This is a genomic window from Pseudolabrys sp. FHR47 (genome assembly GCF_005153485.1).
GTDB lineage: Bacteria > Pseudomonadota > Alphaproteobacteria > Rhizobiales > Xanthobacteraceae > Pseudolabrys.
In genome coordinates this window covers 3,985,884-4,006,085 of the sequence record NZ_CP039740.1, presented here as the reverse complement: position 1 = coordinate 4,006,085, position 20,202 = coordinate 3,985,884, and the positions used below count along the sequence as shown (strand labels likewise).

At 64.0% G+C, this 20,202-nt stretch carries 16 protein-coding genes and 1 tRNA gene; 16 read left to right on the top strand and 1 reads right to left on the bottom strand.

The genetic code is table 11. From position 1 onward, the window contains the following. Nucleotides 1–36 precede the first annotated feature (36 nt). The 16 genes from E8Q40_RS19540 to E8Q40_RS19465 all read left to right on the top strand — a co-directional run bounded on the left by E8Q40_RS19540 (nucleotide 37) and on the right by E8Q40_RS19465 (nucleotide 18,695). On the top strand, nucleotides 37–2,001 hold the full coding sequence (locus E8Q40_RS19540; RefSeq protein ID WP_137046101.1) for a TRAP transporter fused permease subunit: 1,965 nt from the start codon (nucleotides 37–39) through the stop codon (nucleotides 1,999–2,001). A gap of 76 nt (nucleotides 2,002–2,077) precedes the next feature. Then, on the top strand, nucleotides 2,078–3,091 hold the full coding sequence (locus tag E8Q40_RS19535) for an oligogalacturonate lyase family protein (protein ID WP_246662931.1): 1,014 nt from the start codon (nucleotides 2,078–2,080) through the stop codon (nucleotides 3,089–3,091). Then, entirely contained in the window at nucleotides 3,088–3,864 is a 777-nt protein-coding gene (locus E8Q40_RS19530; protein WP_137046100.1) for a D-glutamate cyclase family protein, read from the top strand. The genes E8Q40_RS19535 and E8Q40_RS19530 overlap by 4 nt, the downstream gene beginning before the upstream one ends. 22 nt (nucleotides 3,865–3,886) lie before the next feature. Next, complete coding sequence (locus tag E8Q40_RS19525; RefSeq protein ID WP_205995603.1) at nucleotides 3,887–5,962, top strand: hydantoinase/oxoprolinase family protein; 2,076 nt, start codon at nucleotides 3,887–3,889, stop codon at nucleotides 5,960–5,962. Between the two features lie 2 nt (nucleotides 5,963–5,964). Beyond that, entirely contained in the window at nucleotides 5,965–7,872 is a 1,908-nt protein-coding gene (locus E8Q40_RS19520) for a hydantoinase B/oxoprolinase family protein (protein WP_137046099.1), read from the top strand. 146 nt (nucleotides 7,873–8,018) lie between these two features. After that, on the top strand, nucleotides 8,019–8,999 hold the full coding sequence (locus E8Q40_RS19515; RefSeq protein WP_137046098.1) for an EamA family transporter: 981 nt from the start codon (nucleotides 8,019–8,021) through the stop codon (nucleotides 8,997–8,999). Nucleotides 9,000–9,064: 65 nt separating this feature from the next. Then, nucleotides 9,065–9,739 carry a TetR/AcrR family transcriptional regulator gene (locus E8Q40_RS19510; RefSeq protein ID WP_137046836.1) on the top strand — a complete coding sequence of 225 codons (675 nt, stop codon included), beginning with the start codon at nucleotides 9,065–9,067 and terminating at the stop codon, nucleotides 9,737–9,739. Nucleotides 9,740–9,842: 103 nt separating this feature from the next. Further along, nucleotides 9,843–11,003: a Gfo/Idh/MocA family protein gene (locus E8Q40_RS19505; protein WP_246662930.1), complete on the top strand. Its 1,161-nt coding sequence runs from the start codon at nucleotides 9,843–9,845 to the stop codon at nucleotides 11,001–11,003. Nucleotides 11,004–11,106: 103 nt separating this feature from the next. Then, nucleotides 11,107–12,273: a dihydrodipicolinate synthase family protein gene (locus E8Q40_RS19500; RefSeq protein ID WP_137046097.1), complete on the top strand. Its 1,167-nt coding sequence runs from the start codon at nucleotides 11,107–11,109 to the stop codon at nucleotides 12,271–12,273. A gap of 76 nt (nucleotides 12,274–12,349) precedes the next feature. Then, a complete protein-coding gene (locus tag E8Q40_RS19495) occupies nucleotides 12,350–13,354 on the top strand; it encodes a tripartite tricarboxylate transporter substrate binding protein (protein ID WP_137046096.1) in 1,005 nt (334 codons plus the stop codon). 74 nt (nucleotides 13,355–13,428) lie between these two features. Further along, nucleotides 13,429–13,941 carry a tripartite tricarboxylate transporter TctB family protein gene (locus E8Q40_RS19490; protein ID WP_137046095.1) on the top strand — a complete coding sequence of 171 codons (513 nt, stop codon included), beginning with the start codon at nucleotides 13,429–13,431 and terminating at the stop codon, nucleotides 13,939–13,941. Between the two features lie 18 nt (nucleotides 13,942–13,959). Continuing rightward, complete coding sequence (locus E8Q40_RS19485; protein ID WP_137046094.1) at nucleotides 13,960–15,471, top strand: tripartite tricarboxylate transporter permease; 1,512 nt, start codon at nucleotides 13,960–13,962, stop codon at nucleotides 15,469–15,471. After that, nucleotides 15,468–16,295, top strand: a complete 828-nt coding sequence (locus tag E8Q40_RS19480; protein ID WP_137046093.1) for a sugar phosphate isomerase/epimerase — start codon at nucleotides 15,468–15,470, stop codon at nucleotides 16,293–16,295. Before E8Q40_RS19485 ends, E8Q40_RS19480 begins: the two co-directional genes overlap by 4 nt. Beyond that, complete coding sequence (locus E8Q40_RS19475; protein WP_137046092.1) at nucleotides 16,292–17,719, top strand: enolase C-terminal domain-like protein; 1,428 nt, start codon at nucleotides 16,292–16,294, stop codon at nucleotides 17,717–17,719. The genes E8Q40_RS19480 and E8Q40_RS19475 overlap by 4 nt, the downstream gene beginning before the upstream one ends. 17 nt (nucleotides 17,720–17,736) lie before the next feature. Next, nucleotides 17,737–18,564 carry a sugar phosphate isomerase/epimerase gene (locus E8Q40_RS19470; protein WP_137046091.1) on the top strand — a complete coding sequence of 276 codons (828 nt, stop codon included), beginning with the start codon at nucleotides 17,737–17,739 and terminating at the stop codon, nucleotides 18,562–18,564. A 54-nt stretch (nucleotides 18,565–18,618) separates the two neighbouring features. After that, a tRNA-Arg gene (locus tag E8Q40_RS19465) sits at nucleotides 18,619–18,695 on the top strand. A 54-nt stretch (nucleotides 18,696–18,749) separates the two neighbouring features. Here E8Q40_RS19465 and E8Q40_RS19460 read toward each other — a convergent pair. Then, nucleotides 18,750–20,195 (bottom strand): NAD-dependent succinate-semialdehyde dehydrogenase, encoded by a 1,446-nt coding sequence (locus E8Q40_RS19460; RefSeq protein ID WP_137046090.1) that lies wholly within the window; start codon nucleotides 20,193–20,195, stop codon nucleotides 18,750–18,752. Nucleotides 20,196–20,202: the final 7 nt, after the last annotated feature.

The window sequence follows — 20,202 nt, the reverse complement described above, 5'->3', positions numbered from 1 at the left end:
ACGCACGCTCGAGCGGCCGCACCCGGACACGCCATCATGGACAATTCACACGACGAAATGAACGTCTCGCAACCGATGCGAGCAGGCTGGCGCGCGCTCATGGACGTGCGCCTCTGGGTTGGCCTCGTCCTCGTCGTGTTCCAGTACTACATTCTGATGCATCCGCAGCCGCCTTTGGTGCAACGGCCGATCCATCTCTTGCTGGCGCTACTGCTGGTGTTCCTCTGGCGGCCACTCGATCTGCCGACGCTGCCCAAGTGGCTGACCCGTGGCATCGACTTCATTGCGATTGCCGGCACCATCGGCTTCGCCGTCTATTACTGGCTGTCGCTGCCGCGCATTGAGCAGCGCATCGAGAACGTCGATCCGGTTTTCTTTCAGGATCTCTTCTTCGGCATCCTCTTCGTCGCACTGCTCATCGAAGGCGTGCGCCGCACCACGGGCATGATCCTGGTCTGGGTCATCCTCGGCTTCCTCGCTTACGGCGCCTTCGCTTATGTGCTGCCGGTCGGCGGCTTCCGCGGCTTCGGCCTGGAGGAATATGTCGAAATCCTTCTGTTGACGACCAGCGGTGTCCTCGGCGTCACCACCGAGACGTCTGTCACCTTCGTCTTCTACTTCATCGCCTTCGGCGTTGTTTATGCCGCCATCGGCGGTGGAAAATTATTCATCGATCTCGCCATCCGCATGGTTGGCCGTGCTACCGGCGGCAGCCAGAAGGTCGCTGTGGTCGGCTCCAGCCTGATGGGCACGATCTCCGGCAGCGCGGTGGCCAACGTCGCTGCGGTCGGTGTTTTTACAATTCCGCTGATGCGCAAGTCCGGCGTCGAAGGCAACCGCGCCGCCGCCACGGAAGCCATTGCTTCGACCGGCGGTCAATTGATGCCGCCCGTGATGGGCGTCGCCGCCTTCGTCATGGCCGAACTGATCGGCATTCCTTACGCGCAGATCGCGCTCGCCGGCGTCATTCCCGCGGTTGCCTATTACGTCGCGCTGTACATGCTAGTCGACCTCAACGCGCGCAAGACCGGCACCGGTACGCTGCCGGCCGAGGCGGTCGACAATGTCGATCCGGTGCTGCCGCGGCTGCATCTGCTGCTGCCGCCGATCGTGCTGATCGGCTGCATGATGATGGGATATTCGGCGCAGACGTCCGCCATGTACGCCACTGTGTCGTGCTTCCCGGTCGCCTTCATCCGCCGGCAGGACTGGATCAACCCGCGCCAGGTGCTGGAGATGATCCGCGATACCGGCCGCCAGGCCGCCGAGATCGCGGTGCCGATCGGCGCCATCGGCATCATCATCGCCATCGCCATCCAGTCAAACCTCGCGCTCAAGTTCTCCTCCGGCCTTATCTCGGTCGGCGGCGGCACACTGGCCGGTTCGCTGCTGTTGATCATTGCCGGCTGCATCATCATGGGCATGGGTCTGCCAACGGTGGCGGCCTACATCATCGGCGCCGTGCTTTACGCGCCCGCCTTGCAGAAGCTCGGCGTGCCGCAGCTCACCGCGCATTTCTTCGTCATGTATTACTGCGTGCTGTCGATGGTGACGCCGCCGGTGGCGCTGGCCGCTTATGCGGCGGCGGGCATCGCGCGCACCAGCGCCTGGACGACGGGCTGGATCGCGTTCCAGATGAGCTTTGTCGCCTTCCTCATCCCGTTCGCCTTCGTCGCCGACAGCGCCCTCCTGTTCCAGGGGCCGCTCGCCGGTGTGTTGATCGCGTCGCTCGGACTGTTCATCCCGACGGGACTATGGGCGGTCGGACTCACCGGCTATTTCCGCCGCGACCTGACCTGGCCGGACCGCATCCTGCTGATGATCTGCGGCGTCGCCGCCATCATCGCGCCGACCGGCTCGGCGCTGTGGTTGGCCGGCAACGGCGTCGGCGTTGTCTTCCTGGCGCTCAATTGGCGCTATCCGGCGGTGAGCTTTGGCTCGCTCATGCCCGGCGGCGCGCCGCAGCCACGCGTGTCGCAGCCGACGTCAATCGAGGGCTGAGACGTTGAAGGGGAGTCGCGACAGAACAGGATCGCGTATCGACATCGACGCGCGCTCAAGGCGGAAGGTGCGTCAGGTGACCGATCACCCGAGCATTCATCACCATCCGTTCTTCTTCGTGCCGGCCTATGACCGGGCCTGCACGAAGCTGTTCTTCGTGTCGCATCGCACCGGCAGACCGCAGATTTATTACGAGGACCGCGCTGTGGGCGAAATCGTGCAGGTCACCGACCGCGACGACCTCGCCGAATGGTCGGTCTATCCCGCGCCGGATGGCCGCTCCGTCTATTACGTTGCGGGCACCGGTGCCTGGTGCGCCGATCTCTCCGATTTCAGCGAAACGCAGCTCGCCGATTTCGGCGCCATCGAAATGCGCGAGAAGGGCATGGTCGGCGCCGCCATGGGCACCACGGCGCTCTCGGCGAACGGCCGCTGGTGGGCAATCCCGGTGAAATCGGGAAAGGTGTCGCGCTTCATCTGCATCGATACCGAGACCGGCAAGAGCGATGTCATCCTGGAACGGGACACCATCGGCCATCCGCAATTCTGTCCGGACGATGACAACCTCATTCTCTATGCCGGCCCGCTGACCGACCGCGTCTGGACCGTTACCCGCGACGGCGTCAACAAGCGCGTCTATAGCCGCGAAGATCGGATGCAATGGGTGACACACGAGGTCTGGCTGCCGGGCAAGAAGGCGATTGCTTTCATCGACTGGCCGCGCGGCATGCGCCTCATCGATATCGGCACCGGCGAAGCGCACTGGCTCAACCATTTCCCGGCCTGGCATGCGGCGCCGGATTCGAGCGGCACGCGCTTTGTTTGCGACACGAACTTCCCCGACAAGGGATTGCACATCATCCCGCTCGACGGCGATCCGCAGTTCCTGTGCGTTAGCGAGGCGACCTCTGAGGGCGCGCACTGGGCGCATCCGTTTCCATACAATGACGGCCCGGTCGCGGTCGAAGCGCGTCAGCATACCCATCCGCATCCGCGTTTCTCGCCGGATGGCACGCGCGTGGTCTTTACGTCCGACAGGACCGGCTTCGCGCAGCTCTACGAGGTCGAACTCGAGGGAGGCGCGTTATGAAGACCGACGCACTCCTCGAAAGCCAGCGCGTGCGTGCCGACATTCGCGCCGGCCGCTATACGGGCTCGAGCCGCGGCATGGCGCATGGCTTCGTCCAGTGCAATCTCGCCATCATGCCGAAGGCCTATGCCTTCGACTTCATGCTCTATTGCCAGCGCAACCAGCGCGCCTGTCCGGTCCTGGAGGTGCTGGAGGCCGGCGATCCGGTGCCGCGCAGGCTGGCGCCGACCGCGGACCTGCGAACCGATTGCGCGCGCTACACAATTTTCGTCGACGGCGAACGCCAGGGTGACCGCACCGACATCTCGGACCTGTGGCGGGACGACCTGGTGTCGTTCCTGATCGGCTCCGGCATCACCTTCGATGACGCCTTCGAGCGCGCGGGCGTGCCGACCGACAGGGACCGCTGGGTGCTGCGCACCAACCAGCCGACCGAGCCGGCCGGTCCCTTCAAGGGCGATCTGTTCGTCACCATGCGCTGGCTGACGCCGCAGCAGGCCATCGTCGCGACGCAGGTCTCGGCGCGCTTTCCCTTCAATCACGGCGCCCCAATCCATATCGGCGATCCGGCCGGCATCGGCGCCGATATCGACAATCCCATATTCGGCGGTCCGGTCGGACCGATGCCGAAGGACAAGACCGCGCTGTTCTGGGCTTGCGGTGTGACGCCGCAATCGGCGGCGGAGGCAGCCAAGCTGCCGCTCTTCATCGTGCATGCCGCCGCGCACAGTTTCATCACCGATCTTCGGGCCGAAAGCCTGATGACGCCATAAGACCGAAGTGGAGTAGCTAAACGTGGATGCGAAGTTAGTTCAAAATCGCTTGCGACTGTCCGCCGACGTCGGCGGGACCTTCACCGACGTTGCGGCCTTCGATGAGCCGACCGGCAAGCTGATGCTCGGCAAGACGCTGACCACGCATCAGCGTCTGGTGACCGGCATCGAGACAGGTGTCGAGAAGGCGGGCGCGTCGTTCCCGCAGGCGCAATTGTTCCTTCACGGTACCACGGTGGCGATCAACACCATTCTCGAGCGCACCGGCGCGGAATGTGCGCTGCTGACCACGCAGGGCTTCCGCGACATTTACGAAATCGGCCGCGTCAATCGCCCCGAGGCCTACAACCTGTTCTTCCAGAAGCACAAGCCGTTGATCGACCGCGACTTGCGTTTCGACATCCGCGAGCGCTGCGATGCGCAGGGCCGCGTGCTCATCCCGCTCGACGAGCAACAGGTGCTCGATACGGTGGCGGAAGCCGTGAAGAAAGGCATCAAGGCGGTCGCCATCCTGTTCCTGCACTCCTATCGCAACTCGGCGCACGAAAAGCGTGCCAAAGAGATTGTCGAGAAGGCGTTCCCCGATCTGTTCGTCACGGCCTCGCACGAACTGTCGCAGGAATATCGCGAGTATGAGCGCACCTCCACCACGGCGGCCAATGCCTATGTCGGCCCGCGGGTGCGCACGTATCTCGGCGAGATGGACAAGCATCTCGGCGAAACCGGTTTCACCGGCACCTTCCTGGTGGTGCAATCGACCGGCGGGCTCTTTGATATCGAAGAGGCTCAGCAGTCCTGCATCCGCATGCTGGAATCCGGTCCGGCGGCAGGCGTCATCGGCTCCAAGGTGCTGTGCGACCAGATCGGCATGAAGAACGCCATTGCCTTCGACATGGGCGGTACCACGGCAAAAGCCGGCGTCATCTATCAGGGCGACGTGCTGATGACTGGCGGCCAGATCGTCGGCGGTTACGCCTCGGGCCTGCCCTTGCAGATTCCCATGATCGACATTCAGGAAGTCGGCACCGGCGGCGGTTCGATCGCGCGGATCGAAGCCGGCGCCCTACGCGTCGGGCCGGAGAGCGCCGGCTCATCGCCCGGCCCGGTGTGTTACGGCCTCGGCGGCACCGAGCCGACCGTGACCGATTGCAATCTCGCGCTCGGCCGCCTGGCGCCGGACCGTTTCCTCGGCGGCGAGATGAAGCTCGATCTCGGCGGCGCGAAGAGGGCGATCGAACAGAAGATCGGCAAGCCGCTCGGTCTCGGCACGCTGGAGGCCGCCGACGGCATTCTACGCGTGGCTGTGACCAAGATGTCGCACATGGTGCGTTGGGTCACGACGGAACGTGGCCTCGATGCCGCCGACTTCGCGATGATCGCCTATGGCGGTGCCGGTCCGCTGCACGCCGCCATGATCGCGCGCGAATTGCGCATCGGCAGACTCATCATTCCGTTCGCGCCGGGCCACTTCTCGGCCTACGGCATGCTATTCGCCGATCTGCGCCGCGATCTCGTCAATACCTGGTTCAAACCTTTTGCCGACGTTTCCTTCGACGAGATGGAAGCGCTTTATCAGGCGATGGAGAAGGCGGGTGCGGAGGATCTCGAACGCAGCCGTGGCATGACTGTGGACACCGTCTCGCTGCGCGGCGCCGACATGCGTTATGTCGGGCAGGAACATGCGGTCACCGTCGATATCCCGATGGAGCTGTTCCGCAACAAGGATCGTGACGGCATCAAGAAGATGTTCGATGCCGTGCACGAAACCCGTTACGGCTATCACAATGCCGAGGAAAAGGCTGAGATCGTCTCGCTGCGCTCGGCCACCGTCGGCCTGATGAAGAAGCCGGAGCGCGAGACGCTCGCCGATGGCGGCGCTTCGCCAGAGGCCGCGTTCCGCGGCAATCGCCCGGTCTATTATTCGGGCGTCGGCATGGTCGATACGCCGACCTATGACCGCGCCAAACTGGCCGCCGGCAACCGCATCAACGGTCCGGCACTGATCGAAGAGCATGCCTCGACCACTGTCGTGCATCCGCAGGATAAGGTCGAAGTCGATGCCTTCGGCAATCTGCATATCGAAATCGGAAGGGCCTGATCATGGACGCCATCACCAAGAAGGGCGCGGCCCGCACCACCGTCGACCCGGTCGTTACCGAAATCGTGCGCAACGGTCTCATCGCCACCACGGAGGAGATGAAGACCAACCTGATGCGCACCGCCTACAACATGATCATCTACGAGGCGCTCGACTTCACGGTCGGCCTGTTCGACGCCGAGGGCAATACGGTGTCGATCGGCCTCGGCCTGCCGATGTTCATTCGCGGCATGAGCGAGACGGTCAAGGCCAAGATCGCGCATTTCAAGGGCGATATCGAGCCGGGCGACATCCTGCTGACCAACGATGCCTATATCACCGGCTCGCATCTCAACCACATGACCTTCACGGTGCCGATCTTCCACGACGGCGATCTGGTCGGTTTCTCCTGCTGTATGGCGCACTGGCCTGATGTCGGCGGCACTCTGTCGGGCTCGACCACGGATATCTATTCCGAAGGTCTGCAGATGCCGATCGTCAAGATCTACCGCAAGGGTGTGATCAGCGACGAGCTTGTCTCGATCATCAAGACCAATGTGCGTCTGGCCGACCGCGCTATGGGCGATTTCCGCGCCCAGGTCGCCGCGGTGAAGACCGGTGAGAAGCGCTTCCTCGAAATGCTGCGCAAATACGGCCGCGACGACGTGCTCGGCGCCATCGACGCCATCATGGATCAGAGCGAACGCCTTGCGCGCGAGCGCGTCGCGGCGATGCCGGACGGCGTCTACGAGGCCGAGTCGTTCATGGACGATGACGGCGTATCGGTCGGCGTGCGCGTGCCGATCCGCGTCAAGGTCGAGATCAAGGGCGACCGCATGTCGGTCGATCTGTCGGAAGTCTCGAAGCAGGTCGGCGGCTTCTACAACTCCGGCGCGACGGCGGGCATGTCCTGCTGCCAGGTGGCGTTCAAGTGTCTGACGTCGCCGCTGGATATGCCGATCAACGAAGGCCAGTTCCGCGCGCTCGACATTATCCTGCCGCCCGGCAGCGTCGTGTCGGCGGTGAAGCCGGCCGCGATGCGCATGTGGATGACCTATCCGATGACGGTGGTCGACACGATCTTCAAGGCGGTCGCGCCGGCGATGCCCGATCAGGTTGCGGCTGGTCATCATGCCGATCTCGTTGTCGGCCGCGTCAATGGCCGCAAGGCCAAGGACAATTCGTTCTACATCTATCTCGGCGGTCTCATCGGCGGCGGCTGGGGCGCCAAGCACAACAGCGATGGCATGAACGCGACCATCGCCATGAACGACGGCGATACGCATAACGGTCCGTCCGAACAGGTCGAAGCCAAATATCCGCTGCTTGTGGAGCGCTATTGCCTGCGGCCGGATTCCGGCGGCGCAGGCAAATATCGCGGCGGGCTCGGTACCGAACAGGTGATGCAGGCCATCAACCAAATCAACTTCTCCTCCCAGATGGACCGGGTGGTCTGCAAGCCGTGGGGCCTGTTCGGTGGCCTGTCCGGCTTCGGCAATTCGGTGGCGGTGAGCCGCGGTGGCGCAACTGAAGAGACGCTGTTCCCGAACGGGAAGGCGATCAATCAGGTGATCAAGCCCGGCGACGCCTACATTCTTCGCTCGGGCGGCGGCGGCGGTTACGGTTCGCCGCTGGAGCGCGATCTCGACAGTCTCGGTCACGACGTGCGGTGCGGTTATGTCACCCGCGAGGAAGCGGAGAAGAGCTATGGCGCCGTGTTCAAGGCCGATGGCGCGATTGATCCGGGCGCCACAGCAAAGCGTCGGGCGGAAATGAAGAAAGCCGGCCTTCCGGTCGATGAGCCAATCGCGCCGACGCCGGTGTTCCCCAGCCAGATGGTGTTCGAGCAGCCGCAGCGCAACGAAATTCCGGAGAAGCTGACGGAAGAGGAGCGGATGGTGTTTGCCATGAACTGCCGGTGTTGTTCGTAGTATGCACCATTCGCAGGCGCGCTCCCTCTCACCTCTGGGGAGAGGGTTGGGGTGAGGGGGCAAGTGAATTCCATAGGTCGTAACCCCTCACCCGACGCACTTCGTGCGTCGACCTCTCCCTATGGGAGAGGTAAAGAGATCGCCCCATGATAGGCGGCCTTCTCGCACTTCTTTCCGCAGTCACCTTCGCCTATGCCAACGCTACGGTGCGGCGCGGGGTCCTCACCGGCACCGTGTTGCAGGCCGTGGCCATCAGTCTGCCGATCGGGCTGCCGTTTTTCCTGCTGGCAATGTGGCCGACCGGTGGCTTTGCGGCCTTGGCCGAATTCGATACCCGCGCCGTGCTGCTGCTGGTCGTCGCCGGCGTCATCCATTTCGCGCTGGCGCGCTACTGCAATTATCGGGCGACCAAGGCCATGGGCGCCAATCTGGTGGCGCCGATCCAGCAATACAGTCTCATCATTACGCTGGTGCTGGCGATCGTCTGGCTCGGCGAGGCGCTGACGGTGCTGCGCATCCTCGGCATCATCTGCGTCGTGGCCGGGCCGGCGGTGACTCTGGGGCCCGACAAGAAGCCGGCCGCCGCGCCCGCAGCGTTCGAACCGGCCTATGGCGAAGGCTATCTTTTCGCTCTGCTGTCGGCGATCGGCTTCGGCATCAGCCCGATCCTGATCGGCATGGCCTTCGTCAACAAGGGCCTCGCCGCCGGCATTGCCGGGGGCTTCATCTCCTATCTGGCGGCAACGGTCGCCATCGCGTTGCCGCTGCTGCTGCCCGGCCAGTGGAGGAGCTTCCGCTCCGTCGATCCCGCAACGGCCCGATGGTTCATCATCTCCGGCATCGCGGTCGCGATCTCGCAGATGACCCGCTACATGGCGCTTGCCGTCGCGCCCGTCTCGGTCGTGTCGCCGATCCAGCGCCTGTCGATGATCTTCCGCATCTATTTCGGCGCCATCCTCAATCCGCACCACGAGGTCTTCGGCGGCCGGATCATCGCCGGCACGGTGATTTCGTTGCTCGGCGCGGTTGCCCTGTCGGTCAGTGTCGACGGGCTGGCCGAGATGTTGCCGCTCCCCGCGCCGCTGGCGGCACTTTTGGGCTGGCGCTGGCATTTTCCCGCGTTTTAGGCCGCGCTAGGACTTCCCCCGGCGTTACGCTAGATAGGGAAGCCGTGCCGGCGACCGAGGGGACGATGGAAGGCTCAACGCCGAAAAGCCGGGCTAGCCTGCGCACGAACGCGACAACGCGCGATCCCGAGCGCACGCGTGCGGCGATCCTGCGTGCCGCCACCGAAGAGATAACAGCCAAAGGGCTCACCGGCGCCCGGGTCGATGCCATCGCGGAGCGCGCCGGCATCAACAAGCGCATGCTGTACCATTACTTCGGCGACAAGCAGGGGCTCTACCTCGCCGTTCTCGAGGAAACCTATTCGGCGATCCGCGCCGCCGAAATCGGGCTGAACCTGACGGAGCTCGATCCGGTCGCTGGCATGCGCAAGCTGGTGCTGTTCACTTGGCAGTATTTCATCGATCACCCGGAGTTCTTGAGCCTGCTCGCCACGGAGAACATGAATCGGGCGGAAAATCTGAAGCAGTCGCAAAGCATCCGGCCGTTACACCGGCCGCTGACCGGCATGATCGAGGAGCTGCTGCAGCGCGGGGTGAAGCAGGGTCTGTTCCGCAAGGGCGTCGATCCGGCGGAGCTTTACATCACCATCGCCGGTCTCGGCTTTTTCTACATGCAGAACCGGTACACCCTGTCGGTGATCTTCGGCGAAGACCTGAGTGCGCCCAAGCGTTTGGACAGGCGCGGCGAGCACATCGTCGAGGTCGTCCTCGCCTACCTGAAGCCTCCCGAAAAGAAATGATATTCCGAGCCTCTTGACGAGGGACCGGTTTCGGCCCGATAGTAACCGTCTGGTTACTTAAGGGCCGGCGCCATCGGATGCCGGCAAAAACATTTCGGAGGAAATGCGCGTGGCGACCCGCAGGCTCGGCATCGTTATGAACGGCGTCACGGGACGCATGGGGCTCAATCAGCACCTGGTGCGCTCGATCGTGGCCATCCGGCAGCAGGGTGGTGTTGTGCTGCCCAATGGCGATCGTGTCATGCCGGACCCGATCCTGATCGGCCGCAACGCCGAGAAGATCGCCGCGCTCGCCAAGCAGTACGGCATCGAACGCTACACCACCGACCTTTCCGCCGCGCTGAAGGACCCGAAGGACGAAGTGTTCTTCGACGCCGCGACCACTCAGATGCGCGCCGACCTGCTGATGCAGGCGATCGATGCCGGCAAGCACGTCTATTGCGAAAAGCCGATCGCCGACACGATGGAGAAGGCGAAGGCCGCCGCCAAGGCCGCCAAGGCCAAGGGCATCAAGAACGGCGTGGTGCAGGACAAGCTGTTCCTGCCCGGCCTGCGCAAGGTCAAGATGCTGCGCGATAGCGGCTTCTTCGGCCGCATCCTCTCGGTGCGCGGTGAATTCGGCTACTGGGTGTTCGAAGGCGACTGGGGCCAGCCGGCGCAGCGGCCGAGCTGGAACTACAAGCTCGCCGAAGGCGGCGGCATCATTCTCGATATGCTGTGCCACTGGCGCTACGTGCTCGACAACCTGTTCGGCAATGTCGAGGCGGTGAGCTGTCTGGGCGCGACGCATATTCCGGAACGCGTCGATGAAAACGGCAAGACCTACAAGGCCGATGCCGACGATGCGGCCTATGCCACGTTCCAATTGGCTGGCGGTGTTGTCGCGCACATGAACTCGTCGTGGGATGTGCGCGTGCGGCGCGACGATCTCGTAACCTTCCAGGTGGACGGGACACACGGCTCGGCCGTCGCCGGACTCACCAAGTGCTTCACGCAGCACCGCGTCAACACGCCGCGTCCGGTCTGGAATCCCGACGTGCCGCAGACCATGAACTTCTTCGCCCAGTGGGAAGAGGTGCCGGACAATCTCGTTTACGAGAATGGGTTCAAGATCCAGTGGGAAGATTTCATCCGTCACGTCTGCGCCGATACGCCGTGGCACCACGGTCTCATTGAAGGCATCAAGGGCGTGCAGCTCGCTGAGCTGGGCTTGAAGAGCTGGAAGGAACGCCGCTGGCTCGACGTGCCGGACGTGAAGATTTAACTGAAGCTGTCATGCCCCGCGAAGGCGGGGCATCCAGCACTTTGCGAAGACAAGTGCTGGACCGTCCGCTTTCGCGGACGATGACACCGAGAAGGAAAGAGACATGGCGACGATTTCGCTTCCTACCGCCGACCGGACCTTCGCGCCGTACACGACCGGCGAGCCGATCAAGTTTCCGTCCAAGGAAGACACCGCGCGCTTCAATCGCGTCGCCTATGCGGCCGCCCATGTCGTCGCGGACCCGCTGGCCGATAATGATCCATGGCTCGACGTCGCTATCGATTGGGACAAGACCATCGCGTTCCGCCATTATCTCTGGGACCTCGGTCTCGGCGTCGCCGAAGCCATGGACACCGCCCAGCGTGGCGGCGGTCTCGACTGGGACGGCGCCAAGCAGCTCATCAAGCATGCGCTGGAAGCGGCCAAAAGCCGCCCCGGCGCCAGGATCGGCTGCGGCTGCGGCACCGATCATCTCGAGGCCAATGACCGTGTCACGCTCGACGACATCATCCGCGCTTACGAAGAGCAGATCGAGGTCATCGAAGGCATGGGCGGCAGGCTCATCCTCATGGCGTCGCGCGCGCTCGCCCGCGCCGCCAAATCGCCGGCCGACTACGAAAAGGTCTATGGCCGCATCCTGCGCCAGGTGAAGGAGCCGGTGATCATTCACTGGCTCGGCGAAATGTTCGACCCGGCGCTCGAAGGCTACTGGGGCTCGACCGATCACATGCAGGCGATGGAAACCTGTCTCGCCATCATGACCGACAATGCCGCGAAGATCGACGGCGTGAAGATTTCGCTCCTGTCCAAGGAGAAGGAGATCGTGATGCGTCGCCGGCTGCCGCAAGGAGTGCGCATGTATACCGGCGACGACTTCAATTACGCCGAGCTCATCGCTGGCGATGAGCAGGGCCATTCCGACGCGCTGCTCGGCATCTTCGACGCCATCGCGCCGGCCGCTTCGGCCGGGCTCGCGAAGCTCGCCAACAACGACTTGCAGGGCTTCCACGGCATCATGGAGCCGACCGTGCCGCTGTCGCGCCACATCTTCAAGGCGCCGACCCGTTTCTACAAGACCGGTGTCGTGTTCCTGGCCTGGCTCAATGGCTTGCAGGATCACTTCTCGATGATCGGCGGTCAGCAGAGCGCGCGCTCGGTGCTCCACTTCACCGAATTGTTCAAGCTCGCCGACAAGGCGCGCGTGCTGCACGATCCCGAACTCGCCGCATCGCGTATGGGCAAATTCCTGGCGGTGCAGGGCATGGCCTGAATTGGACTGCAAGTGTGAGCCGGCAATCAAAAAGCCGGCCATGATTTTGAAACGGCAACACAAGGGAGGACTGCAAATGTTACGTACATTGATGCTCACCGCCGCGGCGATCGTCGGCCTCACTGGCGCCGCCTCGGCGCAGAACTATCCGTGGAAACCGACCAAGCCGATTACCATCGTCGTCCCGTGGGGCGCCGGCGGTTCGACCGACCAGGTCGTGCGTCTGCTCGGCAAGGAAATCGAAACCGCGATCGGTCAGTCGGTCGTCATCGTCAACCAGCCCGGTGCTTCGGGCTCGATCGGCACCAAGGCGGTACTGGAAGCACCGAAGGACGGCTACATGATCGCGTCCGGTGCGGCCAAGGATGCCGGCACCTATGCGGTGACCGGACTGCTCAACACCAAGCTCGATGACTGGCACCTCTATCTCGCCGTGATCAATTCATCGGTGATCGGCGTCAACGCCAACACGCCGTACAAGACGCTCGACGACCTCATCAAGGCGATGAAGGCCAAGCCGGGCACCGTGACGGTCGCCACCGCCGGCATCAACTCGTCCGGCGGCGCCGCGCTTGGCGCCTTCTCGACTGGCGCCGGTGTCGAGGCCAAGCACGTCACCTATGACGGCGGCAACCCGGCCATCATCGCCACTGCGGGCGGCGAGACTCAGGTGACGACGCAGCTCGCCGTTGAGCAGGCGGAAATGATCCGCGCCGGGCGCATCCGCGCGCTGGCGGTGGTTGGGACCAAGCCGCTGAACCTCCAGGGCGTCCCGGAAATCCCGGCGATCACCAAGTTCGTCCCGACGTTCCCGGCGACCGACAACTATTTCGGCATCTTCATTCCAAAAGGCGTGCCGGCCGAGGTGGTGAAGACCTTTGACATGATCTGGGCCGACAAGATCGCAAAGTCGGATGCATTGAAGACCTACGCGACCTCCCGCGGCGCCATCGTCGCCGTCGTTTCGGGCGATGCCGCGAAGGCGGCGGTCATGCCCGCCGTGAAGGAAACGGCCTGGGGCCTGTGGGAGCGCAAGCAGGCCAAGGTCGATCCGGCCAGCGTCGGCATTCCGCCGCGCTGATCGCTCCATCTGACGGCCGCGGTCCGGTAACGTGCCGGGCCGCGGTTCTTTCGCGTTTGTGACGGACCTAACTTATGCAGCAAAGACCGCTCGCTAGAGCCGATCTTATCACCGGGCTGGTGCTTACGGCGCTCGGCGCGGCAACCGCGGTCGAATCGTATCGAATGCCGCGCCTCGAGGAGCGATCGATCGATCCGTGGACAGCGCCTGGCATCGTTCCCGGCATGCTCGGCCTCATCATTCTCGTTCTCGGCGCTGCTCTCGCTTTGCGCTCGGTCGCCGCGGGCGCACTGACGGCGAAAGCCGCGCCCGATACGGACCCGGTCGAAACGCGCGCCGCGCGGTTCCGCTTCGTGCTCTGTCTGGCATTGTGCCTCGTCTATGCCGTCGTGCTGGTCGGCCATGCGCCGTTCTGGCTCGCGACCGGCACCTTCGTCTTTACATTCATCGCCGCCTTCGAGTGGCGCGCGAGCGACGATAGCCGCGCCCGTTCGATCAAGCTGGCGATCGCCGCCGTCATCGCCATCGCGACGGCGGTCATTGTGCCTTTCGTCTTCGAAACCCTGTTCCTCGTGCGTCTACCGTGATGCCGACGGTGAAGAACCATGATTGACGGACTTGTCACCTTCGGCGCCGCCTTCGCCGTATTCGCGAATGTCACGACGCTGTTCAATGTCGCCTGGGCGACTTTGATCGGCATCATCATCGGCGCGCTGCCCGGTCTGACCGCGACCATGGCGGTCGCGCTGCTGACCACGCTCACCTACCGTATGGTGCCGGAGCAGGCGATCCTTGTCCTGATCGCTGTCTATGTCGGCGCCATCTATGGCGGCTCGCGCTCGGCGATCCTGCTCAACATTCCCGGCACACCGGCCAATGCCGCGACGACGCTCGACGGTTTCCCGTTGGCAAAGAAGGGTCTCGCCGGCGAGGCGATGGGTCTTGCCACCAGCGCCTCGGTGCTGGGCACGCTGATCGGTGTGCTCTTCCTTGCCGCGGTCGCGCCGATGCTGGCCGAATTCGCGCTCAGCTTCGGCTCCTACGAATTCTTCTGGCTCGCCATCTTTGGCATCGTCATCGCGGGCCAGATGACGTCGTTCGAGGATGCGCTAAAAGGCTGGATCATCGGCTTCCTCGGCCTGCTGGTCGCCATGATCGGGCAAGAAGGCATCCACGCCGAGCCGCGCTTCAGCTATGGCAATTCCGATCTTGCCGGCGGCATCGCGCTCATTCCGGCGCTGGTCGGCGCCTTCGGTCTCGCCGAAATCCTCAGCGTGATGAAGGAGCGCGCCGCCGAAATGGCCACGCGCACGGTCGACCGCGTCGTGCCGGGCCTGGCCGATCTCTGGCGCTACAGGCGCACCATCGGCCGCTCGGGTCTGATCGGAACCATCATCGGCATCATTCCCGGCGTCGGCGAGGACATCGGCGCCTGGGTTTCTTATGCAGCGGCGCGCCGCTCCAGCAAGGAGAAGGAACTGTTCGGCAAGGGTTCGCGCGAGGGGCTGATCGCTGCCGAGACGGGCAACAATGCCGCAATCCCCGGTGCGCTCATTCCGGCGCTGACGCTCGCGGTGCCCGGTTCGGCGCCGGCGGCGGTGCTGCTTGCCGCCATGTTCATTCACGGTATCCGTCCCGGCCCACTCATCATGATCGAGGCGCCGGCCTTCGTTTATCAGGTCGTCTGGATGGTGCTGCTGGCCACCGTCGCGATGGGCGTGTTCGGCCTGGCGCTGACGCGGCCGCTGCTCGCCATTCTGAAAGTGCCGCGCGAGCGGCTGATGCCGGTGGTGTTCGTGCTCTGCGTCATCGGACCTTACGCCATCACGCAGCGGCTGTTCGACGTCTATGTGATGATCTTCTTCGGCATTGTCGGCTTCATCCTGCGCGAGATGAAATATCCGATGGCGCCTCTGGTGCTCGGCATCATCCTCGGCGATCTTCTCGACAAGAACCTGCGGCGCGCTCTGGTCCTGTCCGACGGCGACGTCACGCCGTTCTTCACCCGCCCGATCAGCGCCGCGCTTTGGATCACAACCGCGCTCATCATCCTGTTCGCCATTCCGCAGGTGCGTCGTGCGGCCACGCGACTGATGGGCTGGAACAAGAGTGTATGAAGATCGCTCTCTGCAACGAGGTGATCGCCGACCGGCCCTTTGCCGCGCAGTGCGATCTGGCGGCCAAGCTTGGCTATGACGGGCTGGAGGTTTCGCCCTTCACGCTGGGCGACGAGCCGCACAGGCTGACGGCGAACGAGCGGACGGCATTGCGCCGCGCTGCCGCGGATGCCGGCATGGTCGTCACCGGGTTGCATTATCTGATGCGGGCGCCGGCCGGCCTGTCGATCACGTCGCGCGACAAGGCGCAGCGCGAAAAGACCATCGGCGTCATCCGCGATCTGTGCGGGCTCGCCGCCGATCTCGGCGGTAAGGTGCTGGTGCATGGCTCGCCCGACCAGCGCAAGCTGGAGCCCGGTTTCGAGGCCGAGGGCCGTCAGCACGCCATCGACTGCTTCGCCGCGGCCGGCGAGGCGGCCGCCGAGAACGACGTTATCTATTGCATCGAGCCGTTATCGCGGCGACAGACCGACCATATCAATACGGTCGAGGAAGCGGCCGCAATCGTCAAGGCGATCGGCAATAAGGCGCTGCGCACCATGATCGACTGCTCGTCGGCAGCGCCGACCGAGCCGCTATCCGTGCCGGACACGATCCGGCGCTGGCTGCCGACCGGCATGATCGCGCATGTGCATCTCAACGATCCCAACCGGCGCGGGCCGGGCGAGGGCGAGCTTGAATTTGCGCCGATCTTCGGCGCGCTGCGCGAGCAGAACTATGCCGGCGACTTCGGCGTCGAGCCCTTCGTCTACATTCCTGACGGACCAACCTGCGCCGCGCGCGCTATCGGCTATGTGCGCGGCGTGATGGAGGGCCTGCCATGACCGCGCCGCGCCTGCGCCTGATCGACATGCGTGCCTATGAGCGTCCGGTGACCTTGCGCCTGCCGTTCCGGTTCGGCGTCGTCACCTTGCGCGAGGCGCCGCAGCTTTTCGTGCGGGCGCGGATTCGCATGGCCGATGGCCGCGAAGGCGAGGGGATTTCGGCCGAGCTTCTGGTGCCGAAATGGTTCGACAAGTCGCCAAACCTCACTAACGAGGACAATTTCGAACAGCTCCGCCGGTCGCTGGCAATTGCACAGCGCCATGCCATCGCGGTTGGTATACAGACCGCCTTCGGTATTGCAGCCGAAGCCAATGCCGGCCATCGTGCCGAATGCGCCGCGGCCGGCCTGAACGGACTGGTTGCGTCCTTCGGTCAGGCGCTGACCGAACGCGCCATCATCGATGCGTTGGGCCGTCTAGAGGGCGTATCGGCGGCGGCGCTGGTGCGTGACAATCGCCTTGGCATCACGGCGGCGCTGACGCCCGATCTCGAAGGTTTTGATCTCGCCGCCTTCCTGTCATTGCGGAAAGTTGCCGATACCATCGCCGCGCGGCACACCGTTGGCCTCGTCGATGCGATTACGCGCGCGGAAACGGCAGGAAAGCGTCTTGACGACGGCTTGCCGGAGAGTCTCGAGGAGGTGATCGCCGCCTACGGCCAGCGCTATTTCAAGCTCAAGGTCGGCGGCAAGGTCGATGAGGACATAGAACGTCTGGCGCAGATCGCCGCCGTGCTCGACCGCGACGCCGGCGATTACAAGGCAACGCTCGACGGCAACGAGCAGTATGAGAATGTCGATGCCGTGCTGGCGCTATGGCGGCGCATGGGCGAGGACAAGCGGCTCACGCGGCTCAAGGCATCGCTGCTGTTGATAGAACAGCCGATCGCGCGGTCCGAGGCGCTGAGCAAACCGGTGCATCCGCTGGCGAAGGACATCCCCGTCGAGATCGACGAATCCGACAGCGACTTCGACATCTTTCCGCGTGCGAAGTCGCTCGGATATACCGGCATCTCGTCGAAGTCCTGCAAGGGCTTCTATCGCGCGCTGCTCAACAGCGCCCGCGTCTCGCACTATGGCGCCGCTGGCGGGCATTACGTCATGTCCGCGGAAGATCTGACCACGCAAGGCGGCGTCGCCGTGCAGCAGGACCTCGTGCTGGCATCGCTGGTCGGCGCCACGCATGTCGAGCGCAACGGTCATCACTATGTCGATGGCATGGCCGGCGCGCCGCAATCTGAGCAGGACGCCTTTCTCGCTGCCCATGGCGATCTTTACGCCCGCGCCGGCAATGGGCGTGTTCGATTGGCGATCAAGGGCGGCGATATTTCGCTGCGCACGATTGCGCAGGCGAGCGGTCTGGCGAGCGCCGTCATGCCCGACTGGTCGGCGATGAACCCGAGCGCGGCACTGGCCGGCGCCTGATCTCAAGGAACGTCAGAATGAAAACCGAAGGCCTCTCGATCAATCTCGCCACCGTGCGACAGCAATGGAACCTGCCGGAAGCGGTGGCGGCCTGCGCGAAACTCGGCATCTCCTATGTCGATCCGTGGCGCGATCAGGTCGCGGCGGTGGGTCTCGATACCGCGGGGAAGGCGATCAAGGACAACGGCCTCAAGGTTTCCGGCTATTGCCGCGGCGGCATGTTCCCGGCCGCTGACGCGGCGGGACGTCAGGCGGCGATCGACGACAACAAGCGTGCGCTGGACGAGGCGGCGGCGCTCGGCGCGGAGTGTCTCGTGCTGGTCGTTGGCGGGCTGCCGTCCGGTTCACGTGATCTCGTCGCGGCGCGGCAGATGGTGCAGGATGGGCTTGCCGCGATCCTGCCGCACGCGCGGTCGGTCGGCGTTCCGCTCGCCATCGAGCCGCTGCATCCGATGTATGCCGGCGACCGCGCCTGCGTGAACACGCTGAAGCAGGCGCTCGATATGGCGGGGCAACTCGGCGACGACGTTGGCGTCGCCATCGACGTCTATCATGTCTGGTGGGACCCGGAGATCGAGGCCCAGATCGCGCGTGCCGGCCGCGAGAAACGCATCTTGGGCTACCACATCTGCGATTGGCTGGTGCCGACCAGGGACCTGCTGCTCGACCGCGGTATGCCGGGCGACGGTGTCATCGACCTGCCGCGGTTCCGCGGGCTGATCGAGGCTGCCGGCTACAAGGGCCCGACCGAGATCGAGATTTTCTCGGCGCAGGACTGGTGGACCCGTCCAGGCGAGGAGGTCCTGAAGACCTGCATCGCGCGCTACAACGACACGTTCAGGTAGGCCTTTGTACACGGCGCTGGCAAAATCGCTGGAAGGCGCTAAAACGCTTCCCATGCGCTCGTAGCTCAGCTGGATAGAGCATCGGACTTCGAATCCGAGGGTCGGGAGTTCGAATCTCTCCGAGCGCGCCATTCCTGCGGAATGACGCGCCACGCTTGGCTGGCGACTTCAGTGCAGCGACGTCGTCAAGCCAGATGGCTGACGAACTTGGTCTGCAGGTAAGCGCTCAAACCTTCGATGCCGCCTTCGTGACCGTAACCGGAATCCTTGATGCCGCCGAACGGCGTCTCCGGCAGGGCGATGCCGAAGTGGTTGATCGTCAGCATGCCAGCCTCGATCGAGTCGGCCAGTTTGGCGGCAGTCTTAGCGTCCTTGGTGAAGGCATAGCTGGCGAGGCCGAAGGGCAGGCTGTTGGCCTGCTCGAGCATGGCATCCGTGTCCTTGAACGGCATCATCACCGCGACCGGACCGAACGGCTCCTCACTCATGATGCGTGCGCTCTGCGGCACGCCTGTGAGCACGGTCGGCTCAAAGAAATTGCCGGCATTGCCGATCCGGCTGCCGCCGGTCTCAATTTTGGCACCCTTTTCCTTGGCGTCGAGGATGATGCTTTCCATCGCGTTGACGCGACGCGGATTGGCGAGAGGGCCCATCTTGCTGGCCGGGTCGAAGCCGTCGCCGACCTTCACCGCCTTGGCGAGATCGATGAATTTCGACACGAACTTGTCGTAGGCCTTCTCCTGCACGAAGAAGCGGGTCGGCGACACGCAAACCTGACCGGCGTTGCGATATTTCAGGAAGGCCATCAGGTTCGCCGCGCTCTCCGTATCGGCGTCGTCGAACACCATCACCGGCGCATGGCCGCCGAGCTCCATGGTGGCGCGTTTCATGTGCAGGCCGGCGAGAGAGGCAAGCTGTTTGCCGACCGGCACCGAACCGGTGAACGAGATCTTGCGAATAGATGGGTGCGCGATGAGGTATTCGGAAATCTCCGCCGGCACGCCGTACAGAAGGTTGATGACGCCGGCCGGCACGCCGGCTTCCTCGAAGCATTTGACGAATTCGATCGGCGAGCCGGGTGTTTCTTCCGGGCACTTGACGATGATCGAGCAGCCGGCGGCGAGCGCGGCGCTGATTTTGCGCGTCGCTTGCAGCACCGGGAAATTCCACGGCGAGAACCCGGCGACCGGGCCGACCGGCTCCATGATCACCATGTTGCGCACGCCGTCGGCGCGCGCCGGGATAATGCGGCCATAGGCGCGGCGGCCCTCGTCGGCGAACCAGTCGATGACGTCGGCAGAGCCCATCACCTCGAGTTTTGCCTCGCCGAGAATTTTGCCTTGCTCGAAGGTCAGCGCGGTGGCGATCTGCTCGGCGCGGGCGCGTACCAGATCGGCGGCCTTGCGCAGGATCTTGGCGCGCTCGAAAGCCGAGATCTTGCGCCAGGTCTTGAAGCCCGCTTCGGCGGCCTTCACCGCGGCGTCGAGGTCGGCCTTCGATGCGTGGCCGAGCTTGCCGATCGGCTGGTTGGTCGCGGGGTTGACGACGTCCTGGCTTTTGCCGGAGGTCGGCTGCACCCAGGCACCATTGATGTAATGGTCGAGCTTGGAGAGATACTGCGGCGTGCTCATGGGGCTA